24 protein-coding genes are annotated in these 22540 nt (G+C 71.6%); 14 read left to right on the top strand and 10 right to left on the bottom strand.

The features are described from left to right. The first annotated feature begins 402 nt into the window (after positions 1-402). Both ABZT03_RS10560 and ABZT03_RS10555 read left to right on the top strand, forming a co-directional pair. Positions 403-1770, top strand: a complete 1368-nt coding sequence (locus ABZT03_RS10560; RefSeq protein WP_356036411.1) for a hypothetical protein — start codon at positions 403-405, stop codon at positions 1768-1770. 612 nt (positions 1771-2382) lie between these two features. Next, a complete protein-coding gene (locus ABZT03_RS10555) occupies positions 2383-3378 on the top strand; it encodes a TAXI family TRAP transporter solute-binding subunit (RefSeq protein ID WP_356036408.1) in 996 nt (331 codons plus the stop codon). Between the two features lie 18 nt (positions 3379-3396). On the opposite strand, the gene ABZT03_RS10550 is transcribed toward ABZT03_RS10555, so the two are convergent. Together ABZT03_RS10550 and ABZT03_RS10545 are read right to left on the bottom strand one after the other, a co-directional pair. Then, positions 3397-4779, bottom strand: a complete 1383-nt coding sequence (locus ABZT03_RS10550; protein WP_356036405.1) for an ATP-binding protein — start codon at positions 4777-4779, stop codon at positions 3397-3399. 9 nt (positions 4780-4788) lie between these two features. Then, on the bottom strand, positions 4789-5475 hold the full coding sequence (locus ABZT03_RS10545; RefSeq protein WP_356036402.1) for a response regulator transcription factor: 687 nt from the start codon (positions 5473-5475) through the stop codon (positions 4789-4791). Positions 5476-5759: 284 nt separating this feature from the next. Between ABZT03_RS10545 and ABZT03_RS10540 the strand changes: the two genes are divergently transcribed. From ABZT03_RS10540 to ABZT03_RS10500, 9 genes are all read left to right on the top strand, one after another. Further along, a complete protein-coding gene (locus ABZT03_RS10540; protein ID WP_356036399.1) occupies positions 5760-6536 on the top strand; it encodes an amino acid ABC transporter ATP-binding protein in 777 nt (258 codons plus the stop codon). A gap of 65 nt (positions 6537-6601) precedes the next feature. Further along, positions 6602-7444: a glutamate ABC transporter substrate-binding protein gene (locus ABZT03_RS10535; protein WP_356036396.1), complete on the top strand. Its 843-nt coding sequence runs from the start codon at positions 6602-6604 to the stop codon at positions 7442-7444. A 118-nt stretch (positions 7445-7562) separates the two neighbouring features. Further along, positions 7563-8231, top strand: coding sequence for an amino acid ABC transporter permease (locus tag ABZT03_RS10530; protein WP_356036637.1), 669 nt, complete (start codon positions 7563-7565; stop codon positions 8229-8231). Next, complete coding sequence (locus tag ABZT03_RS10525; RefSeq protein ID WP_356036393.1) at positions 8228-9133, top strand: amino acid ABC transporter permease; 906 nt, start codon at positions 8228-8230, stop codon at positions 9131-9133. Before ABZT03_RS10530 ends, ABZT03_RS10525 begins: the two co-directional genes overlap by 4 nt. 175 nt (positions 9134-9308) lie before the next feature. After that, positions 9309-10955 (top strand): FAD-dependent monooxygenase, encoded by a 1647-nt coding sequence (locus ABZT03_RS10520; protein WP_356036634.1) that lies wholly within the window; start codon positions 9309-9311, stop codon positions 10953-10955. An 86-nt stretch (positions 10956-11041) separates the two neighbouring features. Continuing rightward, positions 11042-11128, top strand: coding sequence for a putative leader peptide (locus ABZT03_RS10515; protein WP_313960178.1), 87 nt, complete (start codon positions 11042-11044; stop codon positions 11126-11128). An 82-nt stretch (positions 11129-11210) separates the two neighbouring features. Beyond that, positions 11211-11738: a cysteine dioxygenase gene (locus ABZT03_RS10510; RefSeq protein ID WP_356036390.1), complete on the top strand. Its 528-nt coding sequence runs from the start codon at positions 11211-11213 to the stop codon at positions 11736-11738. A 113-nt stretch (positions 11739-11851) separates the two neighbouring features. Continuing rightward, positions 11852-12271 (top strand): rhodanese-like domain-containing protein, encoded by a 420-nt coding sequence (locus ABZT03_RS10505; RefSeq protein ID WP_356036631.1) that lies wholly within the window; start codon positions 11852-11854, stop codon positions 12269-12271. Between the two features lie 121 nt (positions 12272-12392). Beyond that, positions 12393-12536 (top strand): hypothetical protein, encoded by a 144-nt coding sequence (locus tag ABZT03_RS10500; RefSeq protein WP_356036387.1) that lies wholly within the window; start codon positions 12393-12395, stop codon positions 12534-12536. Positions 12537-12728: 192 nt separating this feature from the next. Here the strand turns inward: ABZT03_RS10500 and recX are convergent, their stop codons facing one another. From recX to ABZT03_RS10485, 3 genes are all read right to left on the bottom strand, one after another. Continuing rightward, a complete protein-coding gene (gene recX / locus ABZT03_RS10495) occupies positions 12729-13592 on the bottom strand; it encodes a recombination regulator RecX (RefSeq protein ID WP_356036384.1) in 864 nt (287 codons plus the stop codon). 3 nt (positions 13593-13595) lie between these two features. Further along, complete coding sequence (gene recA, locus ABZT03_RS10490; protein ID WP_356036381.1) at positions 13596-14729, bottom strand: recombinase RecA; 1134 nt, start codon at positions 14727-14729, stop codon at positions 13596-13598. A gap of 431 nt (positions 14730-15160) precedes the next feature. Beyond that, positions 15161-15760, bottom strand: coding sequence for a helix-turn-helix domain-containing protein (locus ABZT03_RS10485; protein WP_356036378.1), 600 nt, complete (start codon positions 15758-15760; stop codon positions 15161-15163). Between the two features lie 137 nt (positions 15761-15897). On the opposite strand from ABZT03_RS10485, the gene ABZT03_RS10480 reads away from it, so the two are divergent. After that, a complete protein-coding gene (locus ABZT03_RS10480; protein ID WP_356036376.1) occupies positions 15898-16632 on the top strand; it encodes an SDR family oxidoreductase in 735 nt (244 codons plus the stop codon). A 299-nt stretch (positions 16633-16931) separates the two neighbouring features. Next, positions 16932-17555: an NAD(P)-binding domain-containing protein gene (locus tag ABZT03_RS10475; RefSeq protein WP_356036373.1), complete on the top strand. Its 624-nt coding sequence runs from the start codon at positions 16932-16934 to the stop codon at positions 17553-17555. Positions 17556-17597: 42 nt separating this feature from the next. Here ABZT03_RS10475 and ABZT03_RS10470 read toward each other — a convergent pair whose 3' ends face one another. Next, positions 17598-18911 (bottom strand): AI-2E family transporter, encoded by a 1314-nt coding sequence (locus tag ABZT03_RS10470; protein WP_356036370.1) that lies wholly within the window; start codon positions 18909-18911, stop codon positions 17598-17600. Positions 18912-18971: 60 nt separating this feature from the next. After that, a complete protein-coding gene (locus tag ABZT03_RS10465; protein ID WP_356036367.1) occupies positions 18972-19166 on the bottom strand; it encodes a DUF3046 domain-containing protein in 195 nt (64 codons plus the stop codon). A gap of 80 nt (positions 19167-19246) precedes the next feature. On the opposite strand from ABZT03_RS10465, the gene ABZT03_RS10460 reads away from it, so the two are divergent. Beyond that, on the top strand, positions 19247-20191 hold the full coding sequence (locus ABZT03_RS10460) for a hypothetical protein (protein ID WP_356036365.1): 945 nt from the start codon (positions 19247-19249) through the stop codon (positions 20189-20191). 135 nt (positions 20192-20326) lie between these two features. Here the strand turns inward: ABZT03_RS10460 and ABZT03_RS10455 are convergent, their stop codons facing one another. Genes ABZT03_RS10455 through ABZT03_RS10445 form a run of 3 tightly spaced genes read right to left on the bottom strand, consistent with a single transcriptional unit; the run spans position 20327 to position 22424 of the window. Beyond that, positions 20327-20635, bottom strand: a complete 309-nt coding sequence (locus ABZT03_RS10455; RefSeq protein WP_356036362.1) for an AzlD domain-containing protein — start codon at positions 20633-20635, stop codon at positions 20327-20329. Continuing rightward, complete coding sequence (locus ABZT03_RS10450) at positions 20632-21558, bottom strand: AzlC family ABC transporter permease (protein ID WP_356036359.1); 927 nt, start codon at positions 21556-21558, stop codon at positions 20632-20634. Before ABZT03_RS10450 ends, ABZT03_RS10455 begins: the two co-directional genes overlap by 4 nt. Then, complete coding sequence (locus tag ABZT03_RS10445; protein WP_356036356.1) at positions 21459-22424, bottom strand: AraC family transcriptional regulator; 966 nt, start codon at positions 22422-22424, stop codon at positions 21459-21461. Before ABZT03_RS10445 ends, ABZT03_RS10450 begins: the two co-directional genes overlap by 100 nt. Positions 22425-22540: the final 116 nt, after the last annotated feature.

The raw sequence follows: 22540 nt of genomic DNA, 5'->3' as shown, positions 1-22540 counted from the left end.
GGTCCGCCGGGGGACCCAGGCCCGGCTGAACGGGACTGAGGTCCGCCGGGGGACCCAGGCCCGGCTGAACGGGACTGAGGTCCGCCGGGGGACCCAGGCCCGGCTGAACGGGACTGAGGTCCGCCGGGGGACCCTGGCCCCGCCTTATGGGAGAGCTGAGCGGCGCCGCTGAATCCGCCCGCCCGTGCCGACCCCGGTGCGCGGGGCGCCCCGACCCCGCCGTGCTCCACGTCACATGCGCAAGTCCCCGGAACCAGAAACTCCGGTGGGCGGCTACTGGCATGCTCATGCGCAGTTACCCGCCGGTAATACCGGGGGGTAACTCTCTGCCACCCCCACCTCCCTGGACCGACCTTGCGCAGACGCGAGGGGCACACGCGTGCCCTGTTGCCCACCCTGTCCGTGACCGCCCTCCTCCTCGCCGCGGGCTGCGCCTCGCCCGCCGCGCAGGCCGACCGCTCCACCGCGCAGCCCAGCCGGACCCACGCCACCGAGACGTCCGCGGCGGCCGTACACCAGCTCGCCGTCGCGGCCGCCCCCGCCGGAACCAGGACCGCCACCGCGAGCCCCCGTGGCTCCGCAGGCTCCGGGGGCCGGGCCCACCCGGCGGCGCTCTCCGTCAGCTCCTACGACAGCAAGACCCGGCGCGCGGTCATCTCCCCCGCGTCCGGGGCGAGTTCATCACCGACTCCCGGCGCCACCCGGGCTCCGGGCCGGACGGCCGTCGGGGACGTCATCGCCAGCGCCCCCGCCCCCGGCGCCCCCCGCGGACTGCTCGCCAAGGTGACGAAGGTGGTCGGCGAGACCGGCGCCGGCACCGAGGTGCAGACCGCACCCGCCACCCTGGACGCCGTGCTCGGCGACGAGTCCGCGCGCGGCACCGTGCCCGTGGAGCCCGCCGCTTTCGACGTGGACAAGCTGCTGCCCGACGTCGACGTCTCCTGGACGAAGACGGGCGACGTCTACGTCGGGCCCGAGGGAGCCGAGGTGCCGCTGGGCAGCCTGCGGCTCGACGTACGGGCCGACGTGCCCACCGCCCCCGGCTCCCCCGCCTCCGCCGACGCGTCCGTGTCCGGCTACGTCCAGGTCGCCCCGCAGGTCGACTTCCGCTACGGCGGCGGGGCCACCGGCGCCGCGCCCGACAGGGCCTACCTGGGCGTGTCCGGCGACTGGACCTCCGGCTGGACCCTGAAGGGACGGGCGGCCGCCTCCACGACGGCCCCGCTGCGCATTCCGTTCGCCAAGCTGCACGCCGACCCGGTGCTCCAGGTCGGACCGGTACCCGTCGTGGTGAACCTGGACCTGACCTGCTACTTCCAGGTCAGCGCCGACGGCGTCGTGACGGTCGACGTCGAACAGGACCTCAAGGGCGACTTCGCCGCGGGCGGCACCTTCGCCCCCGCCAGGGGCTGGACCCCGGTCAGCAGCGCGGACATGACGAGTACACCGGTGCGGACCTCGCTGACCGCCGCCGGCACGGTGAAGGCGGCGCTCGGCGCGGAGGCGTCCGTCGGTCTGTACGGCGCCGTGGGCGTCACCGCCGACCTGGCGCCGTACGTGCGTGCCGACGCCTCGGGCACGGTGACGGCCACCGGCGCGACGTCCGGCACGGGCACCGCCGCCTGGGCCGTCTACGGAGGCGTGGACCTGAGCGGCACCCTGCGCCTGCAGCTGTCCGTGTTCGGCACACCGGTGTTCCAGCGGAGCATCCCGCTCGGTGCGCTGAACCGCGAGTGGAAGCTCGCGGCCGGCGGCACACCGCCGACGTAGGTCCGGAGCGGGCCGCGTCGCGCCAGCGGTACGACGGGGAACAGGCCCCGGCCCGGCGGACCCCACGTCCACCGGGCCCGGGGCCGGCCGGCTGCATGCCCCGGGGTCCCAGCCGGTCGGTACAGCCCGCACGGGCCCGGCGGCCCGCCCGCGATCCCGGCTGGTCAGTACGGCCCGCACGGGCCGTGTGGCGTCCACAGAACCGGCGGGCATCGGGCCCCGCCCCTGACCTTGCGGATCCCGCACCCACCAGGCCCGCGCGCACCCGGCGGCATCCCCCCGGGCTCCCAGCCTGGCCGACACGCCCCGAACACGCGGTGTCACGCCCGCAGAACCGGCGGGCATCAGAACCCCGACCCGACGGACCCCACGTCCACCGGCCCCGAACCGACCCAGCGGACCCGGACGCACCGGGCGGTATCCCCCGAGGACCCGGCCTGGTGGTCAGCACAGCGCCCGCACGGGCCGTGTCACGCCCGCAGAACGGGCGCCCCCAAGCCCGCCGACCCGGGTCCGGCGGCCCCCGCGTCCACCGCGCCCGGACCCACCCGCCGGCATCCCCCGGGGTCCCGGCCTGGTCAGTACCGCCCAGGGGCTGGCAGGATCGCCCGCATGTCCAAGCTGTTCCCCCGTGCCGGCAGGCGGCGCGCTCTGCAGGGCTCGGCCGTCGGCCTCGTCGTCCTCGGCCTGCTGCTGTGGTGGCTGCTGCCCCTGGGCGAGGACCCGCCGAGCGGCACGATCACGTTCAGCACGGGGTCGGAGGCCGGGGTCTACCAGGAGTACGGCAAGCGGCTGAAGACCGAGCTCGCCAAGGACATGCCGGATCTGACGCTGAAGCTGGCTACCAGCAACGGCTCGCAGGCGAACGTACGGCGGGTGGCGACCGGCGAGGCCGACTTCACGATCGCCGCGGCCGACGCGGTGGAGACGTACGAACTGAGCCACCCGGCGGCCGCCGACCGGCTGCGCGGGGTCGCCCGGCTCTACGACGACTACGTCCAGCTCGTCATCCCGCCGGGCTCGGACATCCACTCCGTCGCCGACCTGCGGGGCAAGCGGGTGGCGATCGGCCTGCCGGACTCGGGGGTCCGGCTGATCGCCGAGCGGGTGCTGCGCGCGGCGGGCATCGACCCGGCGAAGGACATCACCCCCTCGTCGGACGGCATCGACACCGGTCCCCGGCGGGTGGGCCACGGGATCGACGCGTTCTTCTGGTCGGGCGGCCTGCCGACCGAGGGCCTGAAGTCGCTCGCCGAGACCACCGCCTTCCGGTTCGTCCCGATCGACGCCGCCCTGGTCGCGAAGGTGCACACCGAGGGCGCCGCCACCCACTACTACCGCGCCACGAACATGCCGGAGTCGGCCTACCCGACCGTGCAGAACGGGGAGACGGTCCCGACGATGGCCGTGTCGAACCTGCTGGTCACGCGCAAGGACATGGACCCCCGGCTCACCGAGTGGATCACCCGGACGGTGATCAAGAGCCGGGACGGCATCGGCGCCCACGTGCACTCCGCGCAGCTGGTCGACCTCCGTACGGCGATCTACACCGACCCGCTCCCCCTCCACGAGGGCGCCCGGCGCTACTACCGCTCCGTCAAGCCGTAGCGGGGCCCCCGGCCGGCGTCACGGCCTGGACCTGGGCACCGACACCGTCACCCGCAGCCCGCGCGGCTCGTGGTGGCCGTAGGCGATCGAGCCGCCGCCCGCCGCCAGCAGCGACCTGGAGATGGCCAGCCCGAGCCCGGAGCCCTTGATGTTCTGGTGGCGCCCGCTGCGCCAGAAGCGGTCCCCGACGCGGCTGAGTTCCTCGTCCGTCAGGCCCGGGCCGTGGTCGGTGACCACCACGGTCGAGGTGGTGCCGTTGGAGGCGACCGTGACCGCGACCTCCTCGCCGTCCGGCGTGAACTTCACCGCGTTGTCGATCACCGCGTCCAGGGCGCTGGACAGGGTGACCGGGTCGGCCCAGGCGGTGGTGGGCGGGCAGGTGCCCACCAGCCGGACCCCCTTGGCCGCCGCGGTCGGCGCCCACGCGGCGACACGCTCGGCGGTCAGCGCGCCGATGTCGGTCACCGTGAGGTCCGCCTCGGTGTGCTCGGCCAGGGCCAGATCGAGCAGGTCGTCGAGGACCTCCGCCAGGCGCTTGCCCTCGGTGCGGACGGAGGCGATCTCCTCGTTGTCCTCGGGCAGTTCGAGGGCGAGCAGCTCGATCCGCAGCAGAAGCGCCGAGAGGGGGTTGCGCAGTTGGTGCGAGGCGTCGGCGACGAAGGCGCGCTGCTGCTCCAGCACGTCCTCGACGTTGTCCGCCATCTCGTTGAACGACCGGGCCAGGCGCCTGAGTTCCGGCGGTCCGCCGGCGGCGGCGACCCGGGACTTGAGCCGCCCGGTGGCGATGTCGTGGGTGGTGGCGTCCAGGACGCGCACGGGCCTGAGCACCCAGCCGGTCAGCCGCAGGGCGGCGCCGACGGCCAGCAGCATCGCGGCGATCTCACCGGCGCCGACCACCAGCCAGCCGTGCAGGGTCCGTGAACGCATCGGCCCGGTGGGCGAGTCGGTCACCACGACCGCGACGACGTCACCGTCCCTGATGACCGGCGAGGCGACCACCAGACGGTGGCGCTGCCAGGGCCAGACCTGCTTCGGGTCCTGGCTGCGGCGGCTGAGCAGCGCCTCCTCGAAGGCGTCGCGGACCTCGCCCGTCCGGGGGAGGAACCAGGTGGCCGGTGCGTTCGCCATGGGGGTGTCGCCGGCGTAGAAGACACCGGCGCGGATGCCGTAGACCTCGTAGTAACTGGACAGTTCGTTGGTGAGCGTCTTCAGGCGCTCGGTGCCGCCCGGAGTGTCGTCGACGAACTGGGCGAGCGCGGCGAAGAACGCCGTGTCGTCGATCCGGTCGACGACCACCTTCTGCTGCTGGGCCGCGGCCACGCTCACCGCGAGCGGGACCCCGAGAGCGAGCAGCACGGCAGCCATCAGCACGATGAGCAGCGGGAGAAGACGTGTGCGCACCTGTGCCCGCTACGCCGCCGGGGCGACGAGCCGGTAGCCGACGCCGCGCACGGTCTCGATCAGGGCCGGCATCCGCAGCTTCGCGCGCAGCGACGCGACGTGCACCTCCAGGGTGCGTCCGGTCCCCTCCCAGCTGGTGCGCCACACCTCGCTGATGATCTGCTCCCGGCGGAAGACCACACCGGGGCGCTGGGCGAGGAGGGCGAGGAGGTCGAACTCCTTGCGGGTGAGCTGGACCACCGCCCCGTCCACACTGACCTGGCGGGTGGGCAGTTCGATGGTGACGGGACCCAGGCGCAGCGCCGTATCCGCGCCCGCGCCGGCCTCCTCGTGGACGGTGCGCCGGCTGACGGCGTGGATCCGGGCGAGCAGTTCCCCGGTGTCGTACGGCTTCACGACGTAGTCGTCGGCCCCGAGGTTCAGGCCGTGGATGCGGGAGCGCACGTCGGAGCGCGCGGTGACCATGATCACCGGGGTGCCGGTGCGCTTGCGGATCTTGCCGCAGACCTCGTATCCGTCCTGGTCGGGCAGGCCGAGGTCGAGGAGGACGACACCGAAGCCGGCGCCTTCGGGGACCAGTGCCTGGAGTGCTTCCTCGCCGCTGCGGGCGTGCGTGACGTCGAACCCGTGTCGCGCGAGGACAGCGGACAGCGCGGCGGCGACGTGGTTGTCGTCCTCGACGAGGAGGAGTCTCATCCCGGCCCCCTTCGGTTCATCGGTCGTACGCTGGTCATGGGTACACCTCGGGTGCACGCGCGCGTGCACCAAGGCAGTCACGCGGATGGACGCCGACGAGTCAAGTGGGTTCCGGTCGCGCCGGAGTACCGTTACCCGGCCGATACGCGCCCCGGCGGGAAGTGCTACCACACGTGTCCGATTGCTATCGGATCGTGATGCTCAGATCTCCCTCAGATGTGATGACCTGGTCCGACGGGCTCACTAGTGTCCTCCGCAACCGAGGAGGACGGAGCCCCAGAGCGATGACCGAAGTATCGGTGGCCAAGGAAGACATGGCCGCGACCGGCGATCTGGTCGTCCTGAAGAGCGTCAACAAGCACTTCGGCGCGTTGCACGTACTCCAGGACATCGATCTGACGATCTCCCGCGGCGAGGTCGTCGTGGTCATCGGGCCCTCCGGGTCCGGCAAGTCCACCCTGTGCCGCACCATCAACCGCCTCGAGACGACCGACTCGGGGACGATCACGATCGACGGCAAGCCGCTGCCCCAGGAGGGCAAGGCGCTGGCCAGGCTGCGTGCCGACGTCGGAATGGTCTTCCAGTCCTTCAACCTCTTCGCGCACAAGACCGTGCTCGAGAACGTGATGCTGGGCCAGGTCAAGGTCCGCAGGACCGACAAGAAGAAGGCCGAGGAGAAGGCCCGCGCCCTGCTCGACCGGGTCGGGGTGGGCACGCAGGCCGACAAGTACCCGGCGCAGCTCTCCGGCGGCCAGCAGCAGCGCGTCGCCATCGCGCGGGCGCTGGCCATGGATCCGAAGGTCATGCTCTTCGACGAGCCGACCTCGGCCCTCGACCCGGAGATGATCAACGAGGTGCTGGAGGTCATGCAGCAGCTCGCCCGCGACGGCATGACGATGATCGTCGTCACCCACGAGATGGGTTTCGCCCGTTCGGCTGCCAACCGGGTGGTCTTCATGGCCGACGGTCGCATCGTCGAAGAGGCTGTGCCGGACCAGTTCTTCAGCAACCCGCGCAGTGACCGTGCGAAGGACTTCCTGTCGAAGATCCTGCACCACTGACCGCCTCCCCCGCCCCTTCCGTCTTTGAGGGCCCGCATCCCTTCATCACCCAAAGGATGTCCAACATGAAGCTCCGCAAGGTCACCGCCGTCTCCGCCGCCGTGCTCGCCCTCGCCCTGTCCGCGACCGCGTGCGGTGGCAGCGACAACAAGGACTCCGGCTCGGGCTCCAGCGGTGGCGGCAAGATCAAGGTCGGCATCAAGTTCGACCAGCCCGGCCTCGGCCTGAAGCAGCCGGACGGCTCGTTCGCCGGCTTCGACGTGGACGTGGCGACCTACGTGGCCAAGCAGCTCGGCTACAAGCCCGACCAGATCGAGTGGGTCGAGACCAAGAGCGCCGACCGTGAGAACGCGCTCGCCCGTGGCGACGTGAAGTTCATCGCGGCCACCTACTCGATCAACGACGAGCGCAAGCAGAAGGTCGACTTCGCCGGCCCGTACCTGCTGGCCCACCAGGACCTGCTGATCAAGAACAACTCGGACATCACCAAGGCCACGGACCTCAACGGCAAGAAGCTGTGTTCCGTGACCGGCTCCACCTCGGCGCAGAACATCCACGACAAGATCGCCCCGAAGGCTCAGCTGAAGGAGTACAGCGGCTACTCGGAGTGCATCGCCGCTCTGCAGAGCGGCGCCGTGGACGCGGTGACCACGGACGACTCGATCCTCGCGGGCTTCGCCGCGCAGGACAAGTACAAGGGCCAGTTCAAGCTCGCCGGCCTCAAGCTGAGCAACGAGAACTACGGCGTCGGCGTGAAGAAGGGCGACACCGCGACCGTCAACAAGATCAACTCCGCGCTGACGAAGATGGTCAGTGACGGCTCGTGGCAGAAGGCGGTCGACGCCAACTTCGGCCCCGCGCACTACAAGAACGAGCCCGCGCCGAAGATCGGCAACATCGTCTCGTAACGCGGGGCTCCGGCCAAGCAAGCGCAGGATTCCATGGGGCGCCGCCGCCCGCCGCGACCGGGGGCGGCGGCGCCCCATGCCCTCCACGTACGCCTCACACCCGGAAGCGCGGGAGATCGTGTTCGACTTTCTAGATGGTTACGACGTCCTCGGGGCGTTCTGGATGACGGTGAAGCTCACCGCCCTCTCCGCCCTGGGCTCCCTGGTCTGGGGCACCCTGCTGGCCGCGATGCGCGTCAGTCCGGTCCCGCTGCTGCGCGGGTTCGGCACCGCCTATGTGAACATCGTCCGGAACATCCCCCTGACCGTCATCATCGTCTTCTCCTCGCTCGGTCTGGCCGACATCTTCGGCGTGACGATGGGCGCGGCCGACGACTTCAAGGTGCAGGGCTTCCGGCTCGCGGTGCTCGGATTCGTCGGCTACACCGCCGCCTTCGTGTGCGAGGCGGTGCGCTCCGGCATCAACACCGTGCCCGTCGGCCAGGCCGAGGCGGCCCGCGCCATCGGGCTGAGCTTCGGTCAGGTCCTGCGGCTGGTCATCCTCCCGCAGGCGTTCCGGGCCGTCATCGGCCCGCTGGCGAACGTCCTGATCGCGCTGACCAAGAACACCACGGTGGCGGCCGCGATCGGTGTCGCCGAGGCCGCCACCCTGATGAAGACGATGATCGAGAACGAGGCCCAGACGCTCGCCATCGGCGCGGTCTTCGCCCTCGGGTTCGTGGTACTGACCCTCCCCACCGGGCTGTTCCTCGGCTGGCTGGGCAAGCGACTGGCGGTGAAGCGATGAGCTCGGTCCTCTACGACACTCCCGGGCCCCGCGCCAAACGGCGCTACGTGCTCTTCTCGGTGGTCTTCGGCCTCCTGTTCGCCCTGCTGCTGTGGTGGATCTGGCAGACCATGGACGACAAGGGCCAGCTGAAGTGGAACCTGTGGGAGCCTTTCACCACCTCGCAGGCCTGGACGACCTACCTGCTGCCGGGCCTCGGCGACACGCTCAAGGCCGCGGCGATCTCCATGGTCATCGCCCTGCCGCTGGGCGCCGTCTTCGGCATCGCCCGGCTCTCCGACCACCGCTGGGTGCGGGGGATCGCCGGCACCGTCGTCGAGTTCTTCCGCTCGATCCCGGTCCTGCTGCTGATGCTGTTCGCCAACGAGTTCTACGTCCGCTCCACCAACGTCGGCAGCGAGGAGCGGCCGCTGTACGCGGTCGTCACAGGCCTGGTCCTCTACAACGCCTCGGTCCTGGCCGAGATCGTGCGCGCCGGCATCCTCTCCCTGCCCAAGGGACAGTCGGAGGCCGCGATGGCGGTCGGGCTGCGCAAGGGTCAGACGATGAGCAGCATCCTGCTGCCGCAGGCCGTCACGGCGATGCTGCCGGCCATCGTGAGCCAGCTCGTCGTCATCGTGAAGGACACCGCGCTGGGCGGCGTGATGCTCGGCTACACCGAGCTGCTCAACGCCCGCAGCACGCTGGCCGCCAACTACGCCAACGTCGTACCCAGCTTCATCGTGGTGGGGATCATCTTCATCATCGTGAACTTCGCCCTGACCACTTTCGCGGCCTGGCTGGAGGCCCGGCTGCGGCGCAGCAAGAAGGGCACGGGCACGGTGCTCGGCGAGGACATGGTGGAAGTCAACCCCGCGGCGGTGGGCGGCGCCTTCGGGACCGGTGCCGGCGAAGGCGTCTGACGGGCAGTCACCCGAGGTGACCGACACGGAGGCGGTGGCATGATCGCCACTGCCTCCGTCACTTGACGCAAGCACCGGCAATAGGTTGCATACGTTCTGTGATCGTGCACCCTGCTCCGACGTCCTGTTCACCCACGTCCCCCGGGACGTCACCGTGAGCGGGGGGCACCGCGCCGTGGACCCGGTGATCATCGTCGGCGCGGGGCCCGTCGGGCTCACCCTCGCCCTCGCGCTGGCCCGCCAGGAGGTGCCGTGCGTCGTCCTCGACGAGGGCCCCGGCAAGGACGAACCCCGCCCGGCCCGGACCGTCGTACTCCGCGAGGACACCGCCGCCCTCGTCGAACGGCTCACCGGCGCCCCCCTCGCCGAGGCCGGCTCCCGCTGGGCCGGATGGCGGTCGATGCGCCGCAAACAGGTGACGCGCGAGGTCACGTTCGACGTCACGGAACCCGGCGCACCGCACACCGACCCCCTCTCCTCCCCGCCCGCCGACCCCGCGCCCCTGCACATCGCCCAGCACGTGCTGACCGGCGTCCTGCGGGATGCCCTGGCCGCCGAGCGGCTCGTCAAGGTCGCCGTGAACAGCCGGCTCGACGCCGTCGAACAGGAGCCGTCCGGCGTCACCGCCCACACCCGCGGCCCGGGCGGCACCTGGTGGCGCGGCAGCTACCTGGTCGGCTGCGACGGCCCGCGCTCGACCGTCCGCAAACTCCAGGACATCCGCTTCCCGGGACGTACGGCGGTGGAACGGCACGCCGTCGCCGCCCTGCGCACCGAACTCCCCCGGCCCGACCACGCACTGCTGCACCGCATGCCGCCGTGGCGGACGGCCGGCCCGTCGGCCGGGGAGGTCACCGCGCGCCCGCTGCCCGACGGGGTCTGGCGCCTGGACTGGCTGCTGCCGCCCGGCAAGGACCTGGTCACACCCGAACTGCTGGTGTCCCGCATCCGCGAGACGCTGGCCGGCTGGAGCGGCGGGACCACGCCGCCGTACGAACTCCTCGACACCGGCGTCCACACCGTGCACCACCGGCTGGCCCGGCGCTGGCGCGTGGGCCGGATCTTCCTCGCCGGGGACGCGGCCCACCTGCTCGGCGCGCTCGGCACCCAGGGCCTGGACGAGGGGCTGCGGGACGCCGACAACCTCGCCTGGAAGCTGGCCCTGGCCTGGCACCACGGGCCGCACGAGGCCCTTCTCGACAGTTACCAGACGGAGCGCCGCACGGTCGTCGCCGCCCGGCTGCGCGCCGCCGACCAGGCACTTCCCCTGCTGCGCGGCAGCGGAGGCCCGCTGTCGTACGTCCGCGGCTCCGCCAAGGGCAGCGACGCGCTGTTCACGGACGGCCACCTGGGGCGCGGAGTGCTCGGCACACCGGGCTCGTACGCCGACTCGCCGCTCGCGCCCCCGCCCCTGGAGGGCGAGGCCCCCGTGGCCACCCTGCCCGGCGCCCCGGTCACGGACGTGCGGGTCACCGCGGAGGACGGTTCGTTCGTACCTCTGCGCGACCGGCTCGGCCGTGGCGCCCTGCTGGTGCTGCTGATCGCACCGGGCACCGGCGTGTGGGAACGCAAGCACTGGGTGACCGCCGGCATCATGCCCCGGCTGGCGGCCGCGGTCACCGCCCTGCCGCACCCCGCCGAGCTGCTCGTCGCCGAGACCTACCCCGGCGCCGCCCCGCACACCGTCCTGCTGATCCGTCCCGACGGCCACCTCGTCACCGCGCTGGCCGGCGTCCGCCCGGCCGACCTGTACGCGGCGGCCGAGGCCACCCTCGGCGGCCCGGCCAAAGCCGGGGCGGAGGCGACGGCCGGCTCGCACTGACACCCTCCGGCCCACCGTCCCGGCCGCGTTGTCCACATGGTGACGGTCAGTTGACCGGTATCCACCACCATGGTGTACTCCGGAACGTGACCGACACCTGTGTACGCCTGTGGCGGAGGGTCCATATGGACCTCGTCCGCTATGCGGGCTGCGTGTGTCGCCCGTCCTGCTGACTTCGCATCCCCCTTCTTTCTTGGCCCGCGCGCTGCTTCCCGCTGCCGCGCGCGCCCGCGAACGCTCCTCAGGACGGTGCCCGTGTCTTCCTCCCCCGCTGTGTCCGTCGCGCTCTCCGCGCCGACCCAGGCCGACCTCCTCGACTTCGTCCGGCGTACGGCCGCCGACCACGAACTCATCGCCTCCCTCCCCCTCGACCCCGAGGGCCGCACCTGGGTGCGGCTGGAGGGGCCCGGCGGCAGCGAGGCGTGGCTGATCGGCTGGCCCCCGGGCACGGGAACCGGCTGGCACGACCACGCCGAGTCGGTCGGCGCCTTCATCACCGCGACCGGTGAGCTCAAGGAGAACTCGCTCGCCGCCCGGCTGCCCGCCGACGGCTGGAAGACCCTGGAGCTCAGTGACGACGTCGACCGGGAACGCCGGCTGCCGTCCGGCACGGGACGCGCCTTCGGCCGTCACCATGTGCACGAGGTGCTGAACGAGTCCCCCGACCGGCACGCCGTCTCCGTCCACGCCTACTATCCGCCCCTGCCGCAGATCCGCCGCTACAGCCGCAGCGGCCAGACCCTGCGCCTCGAACAGGTCGAACGCCCGGAGGACTGGCAGTGAGCGGCACGGACGGGAGTGACGCGGACGTGAGTGACGTGGACGTGAACGGCGTGGACGGGCGAGGGGTGGACGGGCGAGGGGTGGCCTCGGCGAACCCTGGGAACGAGCAGCGGGTGGGCAGGCCTGCCGCGACCACCGGCGCGGCCGAACCCCCGCAGGGCATCGACGACTTGCTGGACCGGGTGCGCGCGGGCTACGAACGGATCGAACCGCGTGAGGCGTACGCGGCCGCGGAGCGCGGCGACGCACTCCTGGTCGACATCCGTTACGCGGCCCTGCGCGAGCGCGACGGCCTCGTTCCCGGCGCTCTCGTCGTCGAGCGCAACGAACTGGAGTGGCGCCTTGACCCGAGGGGCAGCCACCGCGCCCCGGAGGCGACCGGCCACGACCTGCGGGTGGTCGTGATCTGCAACGAGGGCTACGCCTCCAGCCTGGCCGCCGCCTCCCTTCACCAACTGGGGCTGCACCGGGCCACCGACCTGGTCGGCGGCTTCCAGGCGTGGAGGGCGGCGGGACTACCGGTCACGCCGTAGGGGGCTGCGGCGCCGGGCGTGAGTGGTACGGCAGCCGTCCGGGGTCCGGGGGCTGGCCTACGGCGATGCCGAGCGCCGGTCAGTGGTCGTCCGACGGGCGTGCGGACGGTGGAGCGGGGCCGTGTCCGCGTTGCCCCTGGTGCCCAAGCGTACGGGCGGGTCCGAGACCTTCTCCGCGTCCTCCCTGCGCAACGGCGAGTTGGCGTTCATCGCGGGTCAGGTCAGGCCGGCGGGAGTCATCCCCGCTCGAAAGGTCGAGGGGTGAGGGGCGAGACGCAGGACGGAAGAGGGCGCCACAGGCTCAGGCTGCGAGTCGGACTTCGCCTTCGCATCGGACTTCGGCTCGGAACCGGGCTATCGCTCGGAGCCGGCTTCGGCTCGGAACCGGGCTTTCGCTCCCGCGCTGACCCTTGCTCCAACTCCCGCTGGGTTTCCGGCGGCTGGGAGCTGAGTCGGGTCAGAACCCTCCGTCTCCGAAGTCCTCCGTGTCCTCGCCCTCCTGCTCCAGCGCCTGCCGGACCACGCGCAGGGCCAGGCCCTCGGGGTAGCCCTTGCGGGCGAGCATGCCGGCGAGGCGGCGCAGTCTCTTGTCACGGTCGAGGCCCCGGGTGGATCGCAGCTTGCGGGCGACGAGCTCGCGCGCGGTCGCTTCCTCCTGCTCGGGATCGAGCTGCGATACGGCCTCGTCGATCAGCGTGGAGTCGACGCCCTTGGTCCGCAGTTCCTGCACGAGGGCCCGCCTGGCCAGTCCCCGGTGATGGTGCCGGGACTCGACCCAGGCGTCCGCGAACGCCCCGTCGTTGATCAGGCCGACCTCCTCGAACCGCGACAGCACCTGCTCGGCCGCGTCCTCGGGGATCTCCCGCTTGCGGAGCGCGTCCGCCAGTTGCTTCCGCGTGCGCGGGGTCCCGGTGAGCAGGCGCAGACAGATCGCCCGCGCCTGCTCCACCGGGTCCGCTGGGGACTCCCCCTTCTCGGCCCTCGACGAGAAGGAGGGGCCTCCGTCCTCACCGGACGGGTCGCCGGAGCCACGCCGCCGGCGTCCACGCCCACCACGTGAGCCGCCCGCACCGCGTGACCCGCTCTCGCCACGGAGCCGATCGCCTCCACCCGCCCCCGCACGGGAGTAGGGATCGGACGCCTCGTCACCGTGGTGCCGACCGGCGTCCTCGCCCAGGCGGCGGTCGGCCTCTTCACCGCGGCTCAAGCCGCCGTCCGGCCGACCGTCGCCCCGGGTGAATCCCCCGTCGGCTTCGCTCCCCCGCTCGTGCGGGTCGCCCGGGTAGGCGGTGTACTCGGCCCAGCCGGTTCGCCGTGTCACGGATCAGCTCTTGGCCGCCGCGGCCTTGGTCTTGGCCGTCTTGGCCGCCGCCGAGGCCGGGGCCGGCACCGTCTTCGTGGCGTCGTCCGCGGGGGTGGAGACCGCCGCGTCGGTGCCCGGCTCGGCGGTCGGTTCGGCCGGCCGCACGCCCACGCCCAGCTTCTCCTTGATCTTCTTCTCGATCTCGTTGGCCAGGTCGGGGTTGTCCTTCAGGAAGTTGCGCGCGTTCTCCTTGCCCTGGCCGAGCTGGTCGCCCTCGTACGTGTACCAGGCGCCCGCCTTGCGGACGAAGCCGTTCTCCACGCCCATGTCGATCAGGCCGCCCTCGCGGCTGATGCCGTGCCCGTAGAGGATGTCGAACTCGGCCTGCTTGAAGGGCGGGGCGACCTTGTTCTTGACGACCTTGACGCGGGTGCGGTTGCCGACCGCGTCCGTGCCGTCCTTCAGCGTCTCGATGCGGCGGATGTCGAGTCGCACCGAGGCGTAGAACTTCAGGGCCCGGCCACCGGTCGTGGTCTCCGGGGAGCCGAACATCACGCCGATCTTCTCGCGGAGCTGGTTGATGAAGATCGCCGTGGTCTTGGACTGGTTGAGCGCACTGGTGATCTTCCGCAACGCCTGGCTCATCAGGCGGGCCTGAAGGCCGACGTGGCTGTCGCCCATCTCGCCCTCGATCTCGGCCCGCGGGACGAGCGCGGCCACGGAGTCGATGACGATGAGGTCCAGCGCGCCGGAGCGGACCAGCATGTCGACGATCTCCAGCGCCTGCTCGCCGTTGTCCGGCTGGGACAGGATCAGGTTGTCGATGTCGACGCCGAGCTTCTTCGCGTACTCGGGGTCGAGGGCGTGCTCCGCGTCCACGAAGGCCACCTGGCCGCCGGCCTTCTGCGCGTTCGCCACCGCGTGCAGCGTCAGCGTGGTCTTGCCGGAGGACTCCGGGCCGTACACCTCCACCACGCGGCCGCGCGGCAGGCCGCCGACCCCGAGGGCGACGTCCAGTGCGGTCGACCCGGTGGGGATGACCTCGATGGGCTCGTTCGGCCGCTCGCCGAGACGCATCACGGCGCCCTTGCCGAACTGCCGTTCAATCTGTGCGAGCGCGGCGTCCAGGGCCTTCTCGCGGTCGGTTCCTGCCATGGGTTCCACCCGATTTGCTTGAGTCGATCGCTTCACGTCAAAGACGCTAACGCCTGCCACTGACAATGGGCCCCGACGCCCGTCCGGCCTGTGGATAACTCGGGCGCAGCTCCGGCGAAACCGTGGCGAAACGCCCACCGGGAGCCTTGCCGGAGCCTCCATAAGAATGGATGTTCGAATTTCGTGTCAAGCGGACCACGCGGCACTTCCGAGACTACGTCCGCGATCCGACAACGAGCCTGATCCCTGGCGGCGCATCGTCCGCCACCCCTCTACTCCCGACGGCTACGCCCCGGGCGACGCCGTCGGCACCTGACGCTCGCCCGCCACGCCGACGACCCGTCGAGGAGGGCAAAGCCCTGGTCGCCATCGGATGAGTGTGGCCGAACAGCCCACCCGGAAGCCGCTGGGCCGCAGACCCACTTCCGCGGTCATCGCCGGGCTGTGGTGGGGATGGCGGTGTCGATGAGGACGGCGGCGATGGCGGCGGCGGTGGGGAAGGATTCGGCGTTGAGGACTCGGGTGCGGGCCGCGGCGCCGTCGAGGAGCAGCGCGAGTTGTTCGCCGAGTTGTTCGGGGTCGGTCGCGCCGGCTTCGCGGGCGGTTGCGGCCAGGCGCGCGGCGATGGCCTTCTTGTACTCGCGTGCGTATTGCGACGCGGGGTGCTGGGGGTCGTGGAGCTCGACGGCCGCCGCGATGTAGGGGCACATGGGTGTGAGGTCCTGCGTCCCGGCCGCGGGCAGCTCGAAGGCGGCTAGCAGCCGTTCGCGGGGGGTGAGGTCGGTGCGGTCGAACACTGCGGACATGAGGTCGGGATCGAACCGGCGCAGGTATTCGGCAACGAGTTCGTCCTTGCCGGCGAAGTGCTGGTAGGCCGTGCGCTTCGAGACCTGGGCCACCGCACACAGTTGGTCCATGCCGGTGCGGTTGATGCCCTGATCGCGGAACAGCTGCCGGGACGCGCCGAGGATGCGCTCGAACGCACCCCTGCCGCGGCGCCGGCCCTGCGGGCCCTTCTCCAACTCCGTCACGCCTCCAGCCTAACCCACTTGGGTACCGACCGGTGTGCATAGCTTGCGTTCCAGCCGACCCTCCCCTACGTTAAGAACACAGTGCGGTGTACATAAAGGCTGGCTGTTCCGAATACCACCAGTTCAATGGAGTGATCGTGGGAAAGCTCGATGGCAAGGTAGCGGTGATCACCGGCGGTACGACCGGCATGGCACTGGCCGGCGCTCAACTGTTCGTTGAAGAAGGAGCGCACGTCTTCATCCTGGGCAGGCGGCAGGAAGCGCTGGATGAAGCCGTCAAGCTGATCGGCCGCAACGTCACCGGCGTGCGGGGCGACGCGTCCGACCTGGACGACCTGGACCGCCTGTACGCCACGGTCAAGAAGGAAAAGGGCTCGATCGACGTGCTGTGGGCCAGCGCCGGGACGGGCGAGCCGGGCAACCTCGGCGAGATCACCGAAGCCCAGTTCCACGACGCCTTCCATCTCAACGCGCGCGGCACCCTGTTCACCGTACAAAAGGCGCTGCCGCTGCTCAACGACGGCGCCTCGATCTTCATGACCGGCTCGAACGCCTCCTTGAGGGGCTTCCCCGGATGGAGCGTGTACGCCGGCAGCAAGGCCGTACAGCAGGCCTGGGCCCGCGTATGGCTCAACGAGCTCAAGGACCGGCACATCCGCGTCAACGTACTCACCCCCGGCCAGGTCGCCACGGCCAAGCAGGAAGAACTGTTCGACGAGGCGACCATGAAGGCCTTCGAATCCCTCATCCCCCGCGGAAAGATGGGCCACCCCGACGAGATCGCACACGTCGCGCTCTTCCTCGCCTCCGACGACTCCAGCTACGTCAACGGCCTGGAACTCGTCACCGACGGCGGCGCCACCGTCATCTGACCACCACACACCGCCAGAAACCTGAACACACCTGCACTCACGTACACGGCCGGGCACATCCGACAACACACGAGCCTGCCGAACCTGTCCGCCGCGGTCCGCGCCCCCTGAGGTCCAGCGACGCCCGTACCACTGGACGCGCCCCTGCTGGACCGCACCGCCGGCGCCGAGCTTCGCGGCTCATCCGGCTGGGTGTCCCCTGCGGCAACCGTCGCACCGCCTCGCAGCCGACGCGCTGAGCCTGACCGGGCACGACGAGACGAAGCGAAAGCTCGAGAACAAGGAAAAGGGCATACCTCATGAGCAGCATCAGCATCATCGGCACCGGGAACATGGCCCGCACCATCGGCGCGCGGGCGATAGCGGGCGGCAACACCGTCGAGGTCATGGGCCGCGATCGGTCCAAGGCCGTTGCCCTGGCCGAGGCTCTCGGCGGCGGCGCCACGACAGGAGAGTGGGGCGCCGCCCCGGCCGGGGACCTCGTCATCGTGGCCCTGTTGTTCGACGGTGTCGTTCCGGCCGTCACCCGGTACGGAGACCCCCTCGCGGGCAAGGTCATCATCGACATCAGCAACCCCTTCAATTCCGCGTTCGACGGGCTGGCCCACGGTGAGGCAACCTCGATCGCGCAGGAAGTCGCCAAAGTGGCCCCGGCCGGCGCCAGCGTGGTGAAGGCGTTCAACACCGTCTTCCGTGACGTCCTGGAGAAGGGCCGGCCCGACGTCTTCATCGCCGGCGACAGTGCGCAGGCCAAGGCGGGCACCGAGGCGTTCGTCAAGAGCCTCGGTCTGCGCCCGCTGGACGTCGGCGACCTGAAGATGGCGCACTGGCTGGAAGGAGCGGGCGTGGTCACGATGGGCCTCGCCCGCCACGGAGTGGGGCACTGGGACTTCGCCCTCGGCGTCACCGAGTTCCACGGCTGAGCCGCACCGCCGCGGCCGCGGTCCGCGCACGCACCGGCTCGATCAGTCCTCGGGGTTCCCGGTTCCCGGTCGGGCGCCCACCTCCGGGCTCTCCGCGCCGGACCGGGGCTCCGTTCCGGCGTCGTCCTGGGGAGTCGTTCGCCGTTCCCACAGCTGACGCGCGCGGGCGAGCGGGCCGGGACCCGACGTGCCTCTGCGGTGCCCGTCCACGCGGGGATCGTCGGTGATCTCGTAGCGCTTCACGTACGCCCCCAGGAACGCCTGGAGCGTGGCGACCGCCGGGATGGCGACCAGCGCGCCGACGGCGCCCAGCAGGGCGGTGCCTGCGATGACCGAGCCGAAGGCGACCGCGGGGTGGATGTCGACGGTCTTCGAGGTGAGCTTGGGCTGCAGGACGTAGTTCTCGAACTGCTGGTAGACCACGACGAAGACCAGCACCCACAGCGCGTACCAGGGGTCGACGGTGAAGGCGATGAGCATGGGCAGCGCGCCCGCGAGATAGGTGCCGATGGTCGGGATGAACTGCGACACCAGGCCCACCCAGACGGCGAGCACGGGCGCGTAGGGCACGCCCAGGGCCTCCAGCAGGATGTAGTGCGCCACCCCGGAGACGAGCGCCATCAGACCGCGCGAGTACAGGTAGCCGCCGGTCTTGTTGACGGCTATCTCCCACGCGCGCAGTACCTCGACCTGTTTCGCGGGCGGCAGGACGGAACAGATCGCGCGGCGCAGCCGCGGACCGTCCGCGGCGAAGTAGAACGAGAACAGCGTGATCGTCAGCAGCTGGAAGAGCCCGCCGAGGACCTGCGCGGACACGTCCAGGACGCCGGTGGCGCTGTTCCGCACGTAGTTGCGCAGCCAGTCGGAGCGCAGCAGCCCCTCCTGGACGTCGACCCGTCTCAACTCGGTGTGGAAATGGGTGTTGATCCAGTTGATGACGGAGTCGAGATAGTCCGGGAAATCCTCGACGATCTTGATGATCTGGCCGGCGAGCATGGAGCCCAGCAGCGTGACGAAGCCCGCGGCCGCGATCATCACGGCGAGGAAGACGAGTCCGGTGGCCAGCCCCCTGCGCAGGCCGCGCGAGGCCATCCAGCTCACCGCAGGCTCGATGGCGAGGGCCAGGAAGAACGCGATGAGAATGTTGATCAGCAGGCCGGTGAGCTGGTGAAAGGCCCAACTGCCGAGCTGGAACACGGCGATGAGGGAGAGCGCCAGCACCATGGCGCGCGGGAGCCAGCGCGGCATGCGGGTGTTCGGCGCGGCGGCGCCGTCGACCGGGGGCCGGGTGGGCGGTGTCGTGCCGAGCGGGGATGCGGGCGGGGCTGTCTGCCCGGCGTCGTCAGTGGGTGCCACGGTGCAAGTCTCGCCCACGGGACCGACAATCAGTTCCCCTCATGCGATCTTCGTTACCGGTCAGCGCTTCTCACCCGGAACGTTCATGGCCGTGCAGACCACCCGCCACACGTCCTTCGCCTCCCAGCCCGCGTCCAGCGCCTCGTTCACCGTGCGCCCGCCCAGCTCCGTCATCACGTGGTCGCGCGCGAAGGTGTCGGCGTACACGGCACCGAAGTGCTCCGCCATCCGCTCCCAGAAGACCGTCAACCGCATGCGTCCAGTATCCCGCCCCTGAGAGTGGGCCTGCCTCGGGACCCCTTGCCGAGACCGCTTTCCGCCCTACGGTCTGACGCATGGCCGAATCAGGAGCTTCCCCACTCCCCCAGACGCCCGCGGCGCGCTCCCCGCTCTCCCTCGCCGAGCACTTCGTCTGGCTCACCGCGCGCGTGCTGGAACAACGGCTGTTCGCGTACCACTTCCTGAACGCGAGCGCCGATCCGGTGGAGACCGCGCTGGACGCACATCGCAACGAGGACGGCGGGTACGGCCACGCGCTGGAGCCGGACCTGCGCGGCCCGGTCAGCCAGCCGCTGCACACCGCTCGCGCCCTGAGCGTCCTGGACGCCGTCGGGCGTTGCGGCGGACAGCGCGTGGAACGCGTGTGCCGGTATCTGACCTCCGTGTCCACACCGGACGGCGCGCTCCCCGCGATCCATCCCAGCCAGCGGGGATATCCGGCGGCTCCCTTCCTGCCGATCGTGGACGACCCGCCGAGCGACCTCCTCGCCACCGGGCCGGTGGTCGGCCTGCTGCACCGCAACGAGGTCTGGCACGCCTGGCTGTTTCGCGCCACGGACTTCTGCTGGCAGGCGATCGAGCGCCTGGAGCGGTCCCATCCGTACGAGATCGAGGCCGCCGTGTCCTTCCTCGACTCCGCCCCCGACCGCCCGCGCGCGGAGGCGGTCGCCGACCGTCTGGGCCGGATGGTGCGCGAACAGCGCCTCGTGGTGCTGGACATGGACCGGCTCGACGCGTATCCGGTCGCACCCGGTTACGCCTCAGGCGAGCACCACTTCCCGCACGACTACGCGCGCAGGCCCAGCTCCCTCGCGCGCGCGTGGTTCACCGACGAGGAGATGACGCGCTCCCTGGACCACCTCCAGAGCCAACAGCAGGAGGACGGCGGCTGGCCGATCCGCTGGCGCCAGTGGGCGCCGGGCAGCGCCCTGGAGGCCCGCCCCATGGTGACGATCGACGCCCTGCACACCCTGCGGGCACACGGCCGCTTCCTGGGCTGACCGGCCGGCCCGCTGCCCGACCGGACGGTGACCGGTTCGCACGGAGGTGCCCGTCTCCATGGCGCGACGGAGGCGACGGGCGGAAACCGGCCTGGGTGGACCTGCCCGTCTCCGTCGCGCGACGGAGGCGACGACTCAGCCCGTGACGGCGCGCAAGCCGGCCGTCACCACCACCGCGACCGCGACGACGACCAGGAAGGGGGCGCGCAGCAGCAGCGCCACGGCGGCCGCGGCGAGTCCGGCGGCCCGGGCGTCGAGTACCAGCGTGCGCCCGTCGGCGAAGGTCTGCTGGGCCGTGAGCGCGGCGAGCAGGGCCACCGGCAGCAGAGCGGCGAGCCGCCGGACGAGAGGCCGTTCGAGGGCGCCCGCGGGCACGAGCAGTCCGGCGAGTTTGACGGCGTAACAACCGAGGGCGGTCACCCCGATGGCGATCCAGATGTTCAACGTTTGTCCTCCTGACCGTGGTGCGGGACGTCCTGTCCGTGGTGCGAGGCGTCCTGGTCGTGGTGCGAGGCGTCCCGCCCCCGGCGCGGTTCGCCCCGTTCACCGGATGGCGCGTCCCCCCGACCGTCCCCGCCCTCGTCGCCCTGCGCCGCCGTCCCGCGCGCGCTGCCCCGCGTCGCCGCCTCGTCCTCTCCGTCCGGTGCCTCCGCCCCCCGCGCGCGGTGACCCTGGGCCCAGAGGACCGCGGGCGCGGCGAGTGCGGCCACCAGGACGGGCACTCCGGCGGGCAGCGCGGGCAGCAGGCCCAGCCCCAGGAGCACGGCGAGGCAGGCGACGGCCCGCTCGGTCCGGGACGTCAGCATCGGCGCGAGCAGGGCCAGGAACACGGCGGGCCCGGCCGCGTCGAGGCCCCAGGCGGCCGTGTCCCCGATGGCTTCGGCGCCCAGGGCGCCGATCAGCGTGGTCAGGTTCCACAGCACGTACAGGCTGAGTCCCGTCACGGCGAACCCGATCCGGGTGCCGCGCCGGTCGGTCTGCGCGAGCGACACCGCCGTCGTCTCGTCGATGACCCACTGGGCGGCGAAGGGGCGCACCGCGCGCGGGAGGGCCAGCAACTGCGACAGGCGCAGCCCGTAGAAGGCGTTGCGCGCACCCAGGAAGAAGGCACCCGCGGCCGCGGTGAACGGACTGCCGCCGGCCGCGAGAGCACCCACCAGCGCGAACTGGGACGCGCCGGTGAACACCAGAAGGCTGAGCGCGCACGTCTGGAGCAGCGTGAGCCCGCTGCCGGCCGAGGTCACTCCGAACGCGAACCCGGACAGTCCTACGGCGACCCCGACTCCGAGGGCGTCGCGTACGACGGCCGCGTCAGGTCGTCCTCCGTCGCCGGGGCGGATGTCGGGGTGAGCTGTCTGTTCTGCCACGCGTCCGACGGTAGGACGAGCCGGCCGCGCGTGTCTTGTACGTTCTTGCGCTCGCGCTGGTAGGACCCCGGAGGCACGCCGACGATCCGGGAGAAGTGGCGGTTGAGGTGCGGCTGGTCGGTGAACCCCACGGTGACGGCGGCCTCCGCCGGCGTCGTCCCCGCGTCCAGCAGCCGCCTCGCCCGCCGTACCCGGGCGTCCGTCAGCCAGGTGTGCGGGGGCATGCCGTAGGCGTCCCGGAAGGCCCGCAGCAGGGCGAACGGGCTCGTGCCCAGATCGGCGGCGAGCGTCTCCAGGGCCGGTGGCCCGGCCATCCGCTCCTCCAGCACGGCACGCGCGCGAGCAGCGGTCCGGGCCCCGGCGGTCCGCACCTCCCGGCGGGCGAGCGGCCCGCCGTTCAGCCGCAGGAGCCGGGTCACGGCCACCCGCAGGAGGGTGTCGGCGGCCAGCGCGTTGCCCTCGTCGGCGGCCCGCAGCAGCCGGTGCACCAGGTTCACCGTGTACGGATCGTCGAGCACCGGCCGGACGAATCCCGGCGTGCCCCGGATCGCGGTGGTCTCGGCCGCTATCCCGGCCACGACCTCCGGTGACGGGTACACGGCGCCGTACCGCCAGCCTTCGGGGACACCGGCCCGGCCCGTGTGCGCGGTGTCCGGGTTGACCAGTGCGAGCGCCCCCGCCCCGGCGTACTGGTCGGCGCCGCGGTGGTGGAAGACCTCGACTCCGTCGGCGATGGCGGCGATCACGAAGTTCTCGTGGGTGTGCCGTACGAACGTCTTGCGGACGTACCGGGCCCGCAGCAGATCGACACCGGGCAGTTCCGCGTACTGCCAGTGCCTCGCCCGCTCGGTGCCCGACCCCGCCATGGGGTCGATTCTCCGCCACGAACCCTCCGGCCGGACCGCCGGGCCGGGCGCACGGCACGACAGCCCCCCGACTTCCGACTCATCACCGCAGGTCACAGCCATTGTCAGTGCCCGGG

The organism is Streptomyces sp. NPDC005574, from assembly GCF_040605435.1.
Taxonomy (GTDB): Bacteria; Actinomycetota; Actinomycetes; order Streptomycetales; family Streptomycetaceae; genus Streptomyces.
This window is presented reverse-complemented; position numbering and strand designations above follow the sequence as displayed.

Coding starts and splice junctions, on each gene's coding strand:
- ABZT03_RS10555 (WP_356036408.1), top strand. CDS start 2,383: ATGTCCAAGCTGTTCCCCCGTGCCGGCAGGCGGCGCGCTCTGCAGGGC.
- ABZT03_RS10545 (WP_356036402.1), bottom strand. CDS start 5,475: ATGAGACTCCTCCTCGTCGAGGACGACAACCACGTCGCCGCCGCGCTG.
- ABZT03_RS10540 (WP_356036399.1), top strand. CDS start 5,760: ATGACCGAAGTATCGGTGGCCAAGGAAGACATGGCCGCGACCGGCGAT.
- ABZT03_RS10535 (WP_356036396.1), top strand. CDS start 6,602: ATGAAGCTCCGCAAGGTCACCGCCGTCTCCGCCGCCGTGCTCGCCCTC.
- ABZT03_RS10525 (WP_356036393.1), top strand. CDS start 8,228: ATGAGCTCGGTCCTCTACGACACTCCCGGGCCCCGCGCCAAACGGCGC.
- recA (WP_356036381.1), bottom strand. CDS start 14,729: ATGGCAGGAACCGACCGCGAGAAGGCCCTGGACGCCGCGCTCGCACAG.
- ABZT03_RS10475 (WP_356036373.1), top strand. CDS start 16,932: ATGAGCAGCATCAGCATCATCGGCACCGGGAACATGGCCCGCACCATC.
- ABZT03_RS10465 (WP_356036367.1), bottom strand. CDS start 19,166: ATGCGGTTGACGGTCTTCTGGGAGCGGATGGCGGAGCACTTCGGTGCC.
- ABZT03_RS10460 (WP_356036365.1), top strand. CDS start 19,247: ATGGCCGAATCAGGAGCTTCCCCACTCCCCCAGACGCCCGCGGCGCGC.
- ABZT03_RS10445 (WP_356036356.1), bottom strand. CDS start 22,424: ATGGCGGGGTCGGGCACCGAGCGGGCGAGGCACTGGCAGTACGCGGAA.